Consider the following 13,018-nt stretch of genomic DNA (forward strand, 5'->3'; position numbering starts at 1 on the left):
ATTGATATAAAAATTATCCTAATAATAATTTAACATCCAGTACTATACAAGGTTTTGCAAATAAAGAAATTGTGCAGTAATGGTTAAGCAAGATACGCTAATACCCAGCCTATGAATATTCTTTTACCGCTGTTCTATGCACTTCTTATGGTAACCGGGCAGCTGCCTGAGCCAACGCAACAGCAAATTGCGCCAGACGAGGTAGCAGAAAAGAAGAAAGCCATTTTTTACAGCAGCGTATTCAGCAGCACAGCTCCTACGGCAGATGCAGCCTGCCAGGCCGATGCCACACTGATCGATTCGGGTGCGGGCCCGTTTGGCTCACCTTTCAAAAACTGTTCTTCTGTAGGTTCGCTTTATACTTTGGAGGTACAGAACAACTCCACCACCAAAGCTACGAACAGCGGTTATAAGATTGATTGGGGTGATGGCAGCACAGTGCAGACCTTTACAACGCTTGACAAGGTGGTACACACCTACACCAAGCGTGGCGCCTTTAACCTTACCTTTACCGTAACAGATAACAGCGGCTGTGAAACCAGCAGAGAATACCAGGTATTTAACCTAAGCAACCCTGGCTTTGCCGTAGGTAACCCTGGCAGCACCACCGCCTGCCTTACGCCTACTTCGCCAACCGTAACCTTTAGCTTTCCGGTTTCGGCTATCGAGTCTAACCCTCCGACTACTGTTTATACTTTCTCTTTTGATGATGGCTCTGCTCCAGAAGTATACACACATGAGCAGATGATGGCCCTGAAGAAGATAACGCACACCTTCGTGAAGAGCTCCTGCGATATGCCGAACCAGTACTTCACTATATCAGGTGTGGCAGAATACCCATGCGGCAGTACCAAAATGCGTACACCGGGCTCTGTAGAGGGTATTGTTATCAACAAAAGCACAAACGCTGATTTTAATATCAGCGGAGGCCCGTTGTACTGTGCCGGCGGCACCGTTACGCTCGGCAACTCTACCAATAACCCTGACCTGTGCCCTATCACCTTCGACTGGTCGATACTGGACGGGCAGGAAGGTATAGACTGGGTATTTGCAGAGGGTTCACGCAGTGCTCCAGGTATCAAGCTTAGATTCATCAAAGCTGGCAAGTACCGCATTAAACTTAGCACCTTTACAGCAGGTTGCGGTCAGGATGAGGTAGTAAAAGAGATTACGATACGGGAAGCAGCCAACGCAGCCTTTGACTACACACTGGACAAAGGCACCAGTTGCGAAGACCTGCTCGTATCTACTGTTAACAACTCAACAGGGTATAACCTGACGCATGAGTGGAGCATCAGGTATGGCAACAACAATGCAGCACAGCCAAATGATTATGCGATCGTAAGCGGTACACTCACAAGCGCTACTCCTCAGTTCCTGCTAAAGAGAATAGGCAAGTATAGCATCACACTAAAAAGCAGCAACGGGTGTAGCACAAACTCAATCACAAAGGAAGTAACTGTTAAAGGCACGCCAACGGTAGCGTTCAAAAACACTACTGCTCAGAACTGTGGTTCTTTTATACTTGACTATAACAATGCGCTGAACATAAACGCCAACAACGGCACCATCTCAAAGTATACCTGGACGGTAGACAATGGCGCCAGCTTTAGCGGTGGCACCAACAGCAACTCTGTTGAGCCTAAAATAAATTTTCCTGCTACAGGCACTTACCGTGTGCGTGTAAGCATCATGAACGAATGTGGCAGTTCCAGCACAGCAACGCAAACTGTCACGGTACATCCTATGCCTACAGCACCGGAAGTTGACGGGCTCACTGTTTGTTTAAATGACCGCCCCACCCTTACAGTGAAATCTCCGGTGGCAGGCGAAACTTACCGCTGGTACAACCAGGCGGCAGGCGGCACTGCGTTAGGCACCGGCGTTTCTTTTACCACTCCAGATCCGCTTACTGCAGAAACAACTACGTTTTACGTAGAGGCTGTAAACGATAAGGGCTGCGCGAGCGTGTTACCACGCACAGAGGTAGTAGTAAAAGCTCTTACAGCCGTAACAGGCAATACCATCAGCACTACCAAAACGGTATACTGCCAAGGCAGCGTGCCTGACAAGTTTATAGGCGGACAACCTGCAGGCGGCGGCGGCGCACCTTATACTTTCTTATGGGAGGTTAGCACCAACGGCGTAGACTTTACAAATGCGCCAGGCATCAACACGGAGAAAGACTATACCCCTATCCAAGCGCTTGGCAGCACCAATACTGTGTTCCGCAGAAAAGTCTTTAATAACCCCTGCCAAACCGTCACTTCTAATGAGGTAGAGCTAAAGGTTATACCTACGCCACAGAAGCCTGTCCTGCAAAACCAGAACGTTTGCTACAACCAGAGCGCTACTTTACAGATTAGCAATGTGCAGCAAGACGTAAACTATACCTGGTATGATGCACCTGCAGGTGGTAATATTGTAGCCACCGGCACAAGCCATACCTTAACTGCTGTCAAAAACAACACGACACTATATATTGAGGCTGTTTCTGCTACGACACCTGCCTGCCAGCAGCCAGAGCGAGCAGTTGTTACCGTTTCCGTTACTCCTGCCATTGTAGGCGGTACTCAAATCAGCTCTCCTGCTTCTGTTGTATGCTACAATAGCTCTCCGGGTCAACTTACCGGGGCAGCTCCAACTGGCGGCACAGGCACTTACACATACACCTGGTACAGCAGCAGCCCTTCCGGTGATTTTGTAGAAGTATACAATGGTCCGGAAGCTAACTTTACAGCTCCTGCACTTACCCAGAAGACACAGTTTAAGCGCATAGCTCGCTCAGGCAGCTGCGAAGTAATATCCAACACCATCATAGTTGATGTAGAAGAATTACCTGCGGCCCCAACAGCGCAGGGAATCACTACGATTTGCTTCGGTGGCGGCACAATACTGACTGCTACGGCACCAGGAGGAACCTATACTTGGTATACACAGGCTGGAGTACAGCTACAGGAAGGCGCTGCTTTAACCGTGACAGGTCTGGATAAAACCACTACATACTTAGTATCCTCTAAAAGCGCCTTGGGTTGCGAAGGACCTAAAACAGCAGTAACTGTTTATGTAGCTCCTGCCTTAGCGAACAACAACATCAGCGGTGAGCAGACAGTGTGTAGCGGAAGCTCGGTACTTGCCTTGAGCGGCTCTCTCCCGACAGGAGGCGACGGCACGAACTATACCTATTTCTGGGAGTACAGTACTGACGAAGGAGCAACTTACCAGACAGCACCAGGCGACAATACGCTGCAGGACTACACCCCTATTGGCACATTTACTAACAACACCTGGTATCGCCGCAAAGTAAGTTCAGAGCCTTGCGCAGAAGTGATAAGCAATGTAGTGAAGATTACAGTAGTACCGCTGCCGGATGCACCTGTTGTACAGAACACGCAGGCTTGCTACGGTAGCAAAGTAACTCTTGCCGTAGAAAACCCGGTAAACGGCGTGAAGTACAGATGGTATGATGCCAGCGGTGCCGTGGTAAAAAATGGCAATACCTATGATACGCCTATCCTTACCAGCACTAGCAACTATGCAGTAGAGGCCATACTTGATAATGCCAGCGCCTGCGTCAGTAGCAGCCGCACAGCTGTAACGGTAACGGTAATCCCAGCCATGATGGGTGGAGATATTATCAGCACACCTAAACCAGTTGTATGCAAAGGCAGCTCTCCAGGCGCTCTTTCAGGAGATGCCCCAACAGGTGGCACCGGCACCTATACGTACCAGTGGTATGCCAGCACCACCAACAGCACCAGCGGGTTCGATAAGATAGAGAACGCTACTGACCAAGCCTATACCCCACAGAACATGCAGGAAACCACTTGGTATAAGCGCGAAGTATACTCCTCCACCTGTAAGAAAGAGTCTATTATAATTCGGGTGGTGGTTGAGGTAGTACCTGCGGCACCAACAGTACAAGGAATTAGGGAAGTATGCTACGGCGGAAGCACTGTGCTGACGGCTCAAGGCCAGGGAGGTTCTTATAATTGGTATGATGAGAATAATGTGCAGATACACACTGGTACTGCGCCATACTACGGCCAGAACTTAACCCGCAGCAGAACCTTTTATGTAGAAGCTGAAAGCGCCACAGGTTGTACAAGCCCTCGCACCGAAGTAAACATAACAGTAGTACCTGTTCTTACCAATACCATTTCTGCTGACAAAGCCATTTGCGAAAACGAAGATCCGGGTACGATAGGTGGTATGCTTAGTGGTGGCAACGGACCAGATAGCTACAAGATACGCTGGGAATACAGCAGCGGTGGCTCTGCCTTTACTGCTGCACCTGGTAGTAACAATGAGCCATCGTACAGCCCAGGACCGCTATCTGTGACTACTACATATCGCCGTGTGGTGGAATCAGGTGACTGTGAGCAGCGCTCAAACAGTGTAACTATCTCCATAGCCAACACCATTGCTGGAAATACCATCTCTGGCGGCGGAACGATATGCGCCGGAGGCAGCCCCGGCACTGTGACCGGCAACGGCAGCACTGGCTTCAGCTACCAATGGTATGCCAGCACAACCAGCGCTACTACAGGTTTCCAGCCAATCAGTGTAAACGGCACAAACCGAGACTATACTCCTGCTGCTCTTCTTGAAACAACCTGGTTCCAGCGTGAGATAATTTCAGGCAACTGCTCAAGTATGTCTAACACCATACTTGTAACGGTAGAAAAAGCAATCACCAATAACAGCATCCGCACCAGTGTAACAGAAGTATGTATAGGTGGGAAACCGGGTACTATAACTGGCGAAGAAGTACAAGGAGGAAACGGAAGCCCAACCTACCTGTGGCAGTGGACGAAGGTGAGCGAACCAGGCAACTACAAACCGGCACCGGGTGCAAATACAGGAAAAGACTACGTTCCGATCCCTAACGACCCTGCGCTTAACTTGACAGAAGCTGTTTACTTCCGCAGAATTGTAACAGCAGGGTTGTGCAGCCCGAGCGAAAGCAATGAAATATTGGTTTCTGTGATACCGACGGTGGTGAATGGAATTACAACCGCCAGCAATACGCTATGCGTTAACGAAGCACCGGCACAGTTTGTAAGCGCCACCCCTGTTTCTGGTGGTAAGCCCGGCAACTATACGTACCGCTGGGAACGCAGCCTGAACGGCGGGGCTTGGGGAACAGTCGCTAACACAGAAGATTACACACCTACAGATGGACTTGCTGCCGGTACCTGGCAGTACCGCCGCTGGATTGGTTCTGGCGGCTGTAGCGAGACGTTGAGTAATGTTTTAACTATAAAAGTTAATCCAGCCATTACGGGTAACCAACTAGCGGCAGTTGCTCCTGTTTGTGTGGGTACAACTGTTACTCTTTCCGGCACTGCCACTATTGCTGGTGGTGATAATACACGCTACGAATACCTGTGGGAGCAAAGTGTAAACGGCACCAATTACTTTACCCTAACAGGTGAGGCAGGCGATAAGCTTACTATTCCGATAGTAGAGCGTAGCTGGTTCCGTCGCACCGTTAAATCAGGCAATTGTGTGAGCGTTTCGGTTCCGGTAGAAGTACAGGTGCAGCAGCCGATTGCTGTGCAGATTACAGGAGCACAAAGCCTGTGCCTTGGCACACCTCTAAGCAAACTGGCAGTAACTATCCTAGCTGGTGGTGGCAGCAGCAACAAAATTCAATGGATGAAGAGCGACACAGAGGGTGGCATTTATGCTTCTATTCCTGGAGCCACAGCCAATGAGTACTTGCCAACAGCTGTCACAAGGCCAACTTGGTTTAAAGTGAAAGTTACCGGAAGCGCCTGTCAGGATGGATGGAGCAATGCCGTGAAAGTAGAATTCTATCCAGCCATTGTAAACCGTATCGGTGACTCACAGACAATATGCCAGGGTAGCGCGGCAGCTATTATCGGCAGCACACAAACCATTACGGGCGGAGCAGGAGCTGATTCCTACACCTTCCAGTGGCTGAGCAGCATAGATGGCACCAACTTTACCATCATAACCGGAGCACCTAATGCAGACAGCTATACGCCGCAGAACGTGACAAAGCGCACGTGGTTCAAGCGGGTAGTATACTCTGCTAGCTGCTCCAACGAGTCTGATGCTGTAGAAGTAAATGTGCAGACGCCGCCTGTAAACAAGATAAGCATTGCAAACGACCACATCTGTTCAGGCACTATTCCAGCCCCCATCACTTCCGAAACGCTGGGCGGAACAAGCGAGCCATACACCTTTGTGTGGCAGCAAAGTACTGACGGTGTAACCTACAGAACGATCTCTGGTGCCGTGGATGCTACTTACCAGCCTCAGGCGCTCACCAGAACCACATGGTTCAAGCGCATTGTTCGCTCTAAAGTATGCGGCGAGATAACAGGCAACGATAACGTAGTAAGAATTCAGGTAGACCAGCCTGTAAAAGACAACTTTATTGTTACAAAACCTGCCGCTGTATGTGTAGGCCAGGCTATACCAGAGTTGAAAGGCTCCAACCCTACTGGTGGCAACGGCAACCCTACTTACTTGTGGATGGCGAGTGTGCAGGGCGAGAGCATAGGCTTTGCACCGGCTGCGGGAGACAATAAAGCGCAGCATTATCAACCACGAAATGTAGAGCGCACCACCTGGTACAAGCGTATGGTTTACGCTGCGCCTTGCCAGGAATCCGAGAGCCCTGTGGTGAAGCTGGAAGTTGCTCCGAAGCCTGATATCCCAACAGCCGAGGCTGTAACAGTATGCCTGGGAACTAGTGCTACCTTAACCGCTAAAGCAGCCGCAGCTGGTGATGTACTGCAATGGTACGACGCACCAACTGGTGGCAAGCTGTTAGGCACAAGCACTACTTATACTTCTGCTAAGCTATACAACAACACCAGCTTCTACGTGCAGGCAACCAACCAAAGCAACTGCGTGAGCTCAAGCCGTTTTGAGGTGAAGGTGCAGATAGTAGAGCCAAAAGCCGAAGCCAGCGAAGACGTAACGGTAGTAGAAGGCAAGGCTGTAGAGCTTTGGGCCAAAGGAGGCGTGAGTTACTCCTGGTCTCCTGTAGCAGGCCTGACCGACCCGACCAGTGCTACGCCAAAAGCATCTCCAAAAGAGACAACTACTTATACTGTTACAGTTACCACCGCGGAAGGCTGTACAGCGTCGGCGAAGGTTACAGTAACTGTTTCTCCAAAAGTATTGGCTGCCAATGTCATCACTCCGAACGGTGATAACAAGAACGATCGCTTTAAGATCATGCACATCGAAAATTATCCTGATTGCCGTGTAGAAATTTTCTCGCGCTGGGGTGAAAAAGTTTTTGAATCTAAGGGATACTCGGAGCTACAGGAGTGGGACGGTACACGCAACGGGCAACTCCTGCCAATGGCTGCTTACTACTACATCATTTACCTCAACAACGGGGAAGAACCAATTTCAGGAAGTGTAACGCTTATCAGATAACAGCAGAAGAGCATGAAAAGAATCATAATAAGCACGCTGCTATACTTTGTACTATTGGGAGCGGCTACTGCACAGCAGCGGGCACAGTATACCCAATATGTTACTAACAATTACCTGGCGAACCCGGCAGTAGGTGGCATAGAAAGCTACGGAGATTTACGTGTGGGCTACCGCACCCAATGGTCTGGGCTGGAGGGTGCACCTAAAACCTTTTATGCCTCGCTCCAGGGACCGCTGAACTTTAGCAGCAATTCGCCTAAAGAAACAAAATCGCGTTATGGGTTTTCGCAGCGAAACAAGTATAAACGCGCAGTTCCGCACCATGGCGTAGGTGCCATTGTGCAGGTAGATGAGGCAGGCCTGCTGAAAACAACGAACTTCAGTGCCAGCTACGCCTATCACCAGCCTCTCAACAAGTACCTGACATTATCGAGTGGTGTAACAGCAGGACTTTCTCAGTTCAGCATTAATGCACAGAAAGCACTGGTTTTTGACGCCGGGGACCCTTACCTGAACAAGCTGGTCAATGCATCTAAATTTGACTTAGGTTTAGGCTTTTGGTTGTACAGCCCGGATTTCTACGTGGGCCTCTCAGGCATGCAACTGCTTCGCAATGGAGATGATTTTGAACCTACAGGCACATCAAAAAATCCGCACCTACGTCAGCAGCCGCACTTATATGGCACCGCTGGCATACGCTTGTCTCCTAACAAGTTTCTGTCGTTTATACCGTCTGTTATGGTGAAAGTAACCGAAAGTACAGCACCTTCAGTGGATGTGAACCTGCGCGCACTTTATGCGCAGCGCATCTGGGCAGGCGTATCGTACAGGCATCAGGATGCCATGGCTGTAATGGCAGGTTTAAACGTGAGCCACCTGCTGGATGTGGGATACTCCTATGATGTAGCTACTTCAGAGTTGAACAAAGTAAGTGCCGGTACCCATGAAGTGACAGTTGGATTCAAGCTTAACAACCGAGGCAAGATCATCTGCCCCACCTGGATGTGGTAGCCTAGCCAGCTGTGCACAAGTATAAAATGGAAGCAGTCGACCTAAATGCGTCGGCTGCTTCCATTTTATACTTCCCCCGCTTCGGCTGCAAGTAAGCCAAATCTCCGTCTTACCCGGGCGTACATGTTCCTGATTGCCAAGAATCCCTTACCTTTGCAGTCTGATTTTTAGAAGATAAAAGAGAAAAAACGATTATGAGCGCCAAAAGCTTTGAACTGCTACTCCAGACAGCCTTCGATACAGAAGAACCGAATGTATTTGAGGAAGGTGCACCCGAAGTATACCTTGCGCTGGAGCGGGCTCTCCGTGAAGCCAAATTTGCCAAAGGCAACAACCGCGATGAACTGAGTTTCAGGTTTGAGCGCTTGCGTTTAGGCATGGCCATTGCCTTTGTGCAGGCTTTTCTGCGCCTGGCTGATAACGAGAAAAGTCAGGAAGTGCTGGAGGTGCTAAAAGACGCTCTGAAGGCAAAGAATACGCGCGAAATTGACAAAATCATTCAGAAGCGTATCGCCTCTTTTGATCATTTGTATCACGAGATTTTTGTAAACCCGCAGCGGGAAGGAATTCTGGAGCTGTTTGAGTTTACACTGGATGCCGGCACTAAAGAAGAGCTTGACGATCTGATATTGGAAGGGCTGGAATTGATGGCCGAAATAGATTGGAATGCTAAACACAGCGAAGCAGATGACGAAGACATTGAGCCGCTGGACGAGGACTTTCTAAAAAACTTATAAGATCTCATGGAAATCACGCTTACAACACCTGCCTTGTTGTTTCCGGCGCTGTCATTACTATTATTAGCCTTTACGAACAGGTTTCTGGGCTTGGCAAACCTTATCCGCAGCCTGAAAGACCGCTACGCTACCACGCAGAATCACATGGTATATAACCAGATAGAGAACCTGCGCACCCGCTTGATTCTTATCCGGAACATGCAGGCTTTCGGCACCTTCAGTATGTTTGGCTGTGTGCTTTGCATGTTCCTGCTGTTTGCCGGCTACGAAATAGCAGGCCAGTATGTGTTTGGTCTAAGCCTGGTGCTCATGCTCATTTCCCTCGGACTTGCCATCCGCGAAATACAAATATCTGTTAATGCCCTGAAGCTTGAGCTGAATGACATGCAAGGAAAGCATGAAGCTAACTAAGTTTTAATCCTGAAATTATTACCGCTTAAGCATGCCTACTAACCCGAAGAAACTGGCGATAAAGGATTTTGTTTACGACTTGCCGGACGAGCGTATTGCAAAGTTTCCGCTACCAGAGCGCGACCAGTCTAAGCTGTTGCTTTACCGCCACAACCAGATAGCAAATCATACTTTTACAGATCTTCCTGCCTTGCTTCCTGCTAATACGCTGTTGGTTTTTAACAATACCAAAGTAGTGCAGGCCAGGCTACTTTTTCAAAAAGAGACGGGCGGTGTGGTAGAGATTTTTTGCCTGGAGCCTGTGGCCCCGCACCGCGAAGTACAACTAGCCATGCAGCAGACAGGCAGCTGCACCTGGAAATGTTTGGTAGGCAATAACAAGCGCTGGAAAAGCGGTCCTGTAAAGCTATACTTTGAAGGAGGTATAGTACAGGCAGAGCGGGAGGCGCAGCAGGATGGGCATTTTCTGATACGTTTCACGTGGGAACCTGCCGAACTTACATTCGCTGAGGTACTGGAACGCTGTGGCCGATTGCCACTCCCCCCTTACCTCAACCGAGAGCTTACCCCTGATGATCATACCCGCTACCAGACTATATATGCGGCAGAGCAAGGTGCCGTAGCTGCCCCAACAGCAGGCTTACATTTTACAGAACGTGTGATGGAGCAGCTGACCGCAGCAGGCATGGATACGACTTACCTGACGCTGCACGTAGGAGCAGGCACCTTTAAGCCTGTGAAAGCTGATGTGATGGAGGAGCACGAAATGCATGCAGAGCAGTTGTACATCACAAAGCCGCTGTTGCAGCGCCTGATACAGCAACAAGACAATCCGGTTATACCAGTAGGCACAACCAGCATGCGCTCTCTTGAAAGTCTTTACTGGCTGGGTGCCAAAGTGCTGGACCAGCCGGGCTTGCCTATGCAGGAACTGCACGTAACGCAGTGGCAAGCCTACGAAAGTATAAACCAGCCTGTTGCCTCAGAAGCCTTAACAGGTTTGCTCGCTTACATGGAGCGGCAAAAAACAGATTACCTGCACGCCAGCACACAAATCATTATTGCCCCAGGCTATACTTTCCGTGTATGCAAAGGCTTGGTGACAAACTTTCACCAGCCGGAGAGCACGCTGTTGCTTTTGGTTTCTGCCCTTATCGGGGAAGATTGGCGAAAAGTATACCAGCATGCGCTTGCAAACGACTACCGCTTTTTAAGCTACGGTGATAGCTCGCTGCTACTGCCAGCTTAACAATTTTGAATAACTGAATTTTGAATGAATGAATACTTTCCGTGTCATTCTGAAAGAATCTTGGTAAAGTACTTAGCAGCACGAGAGCTTAGACATCAGGATCTTTAGGAATCCCAGAGACTTATGCTACTACTACTTTTACGACTGACGCAAGCGTCCACTGGTGCCTGGCATTGCATGAGATTCACGTTTACTTCTTCCATACTTGCATGCACGATTCTTAAAAACTCACACGCTGGCGCTAGCTTGCAGCTAGTGCTTTTTATGGTGTAGAGCTTCCATCTCTACTGGCTCAACCGTACTACTATTATATCTGGATACCGCTACTTAAAGCAAACTACTTGTCTAGCTGCCGCTCATTTCCATGTCGCCTCCCCCCACCCAAGCACTGGGAACAAGTTAGATAGACAAAGCTGATGCAGCTTGAACAGGATTTTCCTTAAGGCTAACCTTGTAGACAGCTACAAACAGAAAGGCCGCCCTTGATTCAAGCAAGAGCGGCCTTTCTGATCTTATCCTAAGTTTTCAACTTACAACCCGTACTCAGAAAGCAAGTATGCCAATGAAGCCATAGAGGCAGCTCCTAACTGCATTTCGCGGCGGTTAACCTGCTCAAAAGTATCTATCATAGTATGGTGATAGTCGAAGTAGCGCTGGGAGTCTGGTTTAAAACCAATCAAAGCCACAGAGCCTTGTCCTTTCAGTGGGCCGATATCAGCTCCGCCATAGCCCGGTGCTATTTCGTGCAGGCCGTATGGTGCCAGCAAAGGCTTCCAGTTTAGCACGGTCTGCAGTTGGGATTTTGTGCCATCCAAGCCAAAGCCACGCGGCGTAAAGCCACCAGCATCCGACTCAATGGCAGCAATATGTTTCTCTCCTCTTGCCTTTGCCAGTTCAGCATACTTAAGGCCCCCACGCAATCCATTCTCCTCGTTCATAAACAGCACTGCACGTACCGTACGCTTCGGTTTGATGCCTAACTCGTTAAACAGGCGCAGCACTTCTATAGATTGCATACAACCCGTACCATCATCATGTGCGCCTTCTCCAATATCCCAGGAATCCAGGTGGCCGCCAACTACGATAATTTCATCCGGCTTCTGCGTTCCTTTGAGCTCTCCGATCACGTTGTAAGAAAGCACATCAGGCAAAGTCTCTGAAGTCATGCGCATGTAGAACTTCAGGTTTGCATCATCCTTCAACAGGCTACTCAACTGCTCCGCATCTTTTGTACTGATAGCCGCCGCCGGAATTTTCTCTACGCCGTCCTGATAACGTGTAGCCCCTGTATGTGGCACATCCTGTATGTCATTGGTCATGGAGCGCACCAGCACGCCTACGGCACCTAACTTGGCTGCCGCAGCAGGCCCGCCACCACGTTGGTCAACGGCGCCGCTATAGGCTGCCCCCGTTACAAGTTCTGTGTTATCAAATGGGCGATTGAAGAACACAATTTTGCCCTTAACCTTTTTCTTGCCTAGCTTCTCAAGTTCCTCAAAGCTTTTCACTTCTACCACTTCTGCACTCAGACCTTGTTTACCAGTGCCTACAGAGCCACCTAATGCGGCAATATTTGCATCAACAGATCCTAGAAGCTTCGAGTTAAGTATACGCCCGACCTCTTTATCGCCACGTACCCAATGCGGCACCATTACTTCCTGCAGGTATACTGTATCCAGGTTCATTTTCTCCATTACCTGGCGACTCCACTCTACTGCCGCTGCGGCTTGTGGAGATCCGCTTAAGCGTGCGCCAATGTTCTTGGTGAGGTAGCGCAGATCTTCGTAGCTTTTGGTGCTGGTAAGGGCATTGTCGTAGATTTTTTTGATGGTAACAGAATCCTGCTTGTAGTTCTGCTGCGCCATGGCTGGCAAGGTTAGTGCCGTGGCCGCCGCTACCATCAGGTGGCGTAGGTTCTTTTTGTTCAGCATTAGTGTTTAGAGGTGATGTCCTATTTTTATTGAAGGCTTTAAGTTAAGGATTTTTGCGCAAAGTCTGCTGTGACTTAGCTGTAAGTATGGCTGGCAACGTGCCGGATAATTATAATACTGCCGCAAGCGGACGCTTGTGACTTCAGTAGCCGCTGCTTAATTAACTCAAGTTGCGATTATATACATTTATTGATGGTGTAGGCAAAAACAAAGAGGACTAGTTTCAAGATAAACCCCTGAGGAGTTACCGCGTG

Annotated in this window: 6 protein-coding genes; 5 read left to right on the forward strand and 1 reads right to left on the reverse strand. The window is 49.2% G+C overall.

The window, feature by feature from the left end; all coding sequences use genetic code 11:
• The first annotated feature begins 111 nt into the window (after positions 1 to 111).
• The 5 genes from ACFQ2O_RS14860 to ACFQ2O_RS14880 all read left to right on the forward strand — a co-directional run bounded on the left by ACFQ2O_RS14860 (position 112) and on the right by ACFQ2O_RS14880 (position 10,833).
• Positions 112 to 7,425: an Ig-like domain-containing protein gene (locus ACFQ2O_RS14860; RefSeq protein ID WP_377529133.1), complete on the forward strand. Its 7,314-nt coding sequence runs from the start codon at positions 112 to 114 to the stop codon at positions 7,423 to 7,425.
• 12 nt (positions 7,426 to 7,437) lie between these two features.
• Positions 7,438 to 8,436 carry a PorP/SprF family type IX secretion system membrane protein gene (locus ACFQ2O_RS14865; RefSeq protein WP_377529137.1) on the forward strand — a complete coding sequence of 333 codons (999 nt, stop codon included), beginning with the start codon at positions 7,438 to 7,440 and terminating at the stop codon, positions 8,434 to 8,436.
• 194 nt (positions 8,437 to 8,630) lie between these two features.
• A complete protein-coding gene (locus ACFQ2O_RS14870; protein ID WP_377529140.1) occupies positions 8,631 to 9,173 on the forward strand; it encodes a hypothetical protein in 543 nt (180 codons plus the stop codon).
• A 6-nt stretch (positions 9,174 to 9,179) separates the two neighbouring features.
• The gene (locus ACFQ2O_RS14875; protein ID WP_377529144.1) at positions 9,180 to 9,584 is read left to right on the forward strand and encodes a DUF2721 domain-containing protein; all 405 of its coding nucleotides are present in this window, start codon (positions 9,180 to 9,182) and stop codon (positions 9,582 to 9,584) included.
• A 31-nt stretch (positions 9,585 to 9,615) separates the two neighbouring features.
• Positions 9,616 to 10,833: an S-adenosylmethionine:tRNA ribosyltransferase-isomerase gene (locus tag ACFQ2O_RS14880; RefSeq protein WP_377529149.1), complete on the forward strand. Its 1,218-nt coding sequence runs from the start codon at positions 9,616 to 9,618 to the stop codon at positions 10,831 to 10,833.
• A gap of 530 nt (positions 10,834 to 11,363) precedes the next feature.
• On the opposite strand, the gene ACFQ2O_RS14885 is transcribed toward ACFQ2O_RS14880, so the two are convergent.
• Positions 11,364 to 12,764, reverse strand: a complete 1,401-nt coding sequence (locus tag ACFQ2O_RS14885) for a M20/M25/M40 family metallo-hydrolase (protein ID WP_377529153.1) — start codon at positions 12,762 to 12,764, stop codon at positions 11,364 to 11,366.
• Positions 12,765 to 13,018: the final 254 nt, after the last annotated feature.

The organism is Pontibacter rugosus (assembly GCF_042678745.1).
In the GTDB taxonomy this organism is placed as follows: Bacteria; Bacteroidota; Bacteroidia; order Cytophagales; family Hymenobacteraceae; genus Pontibacter; species Pontibacter rugosus.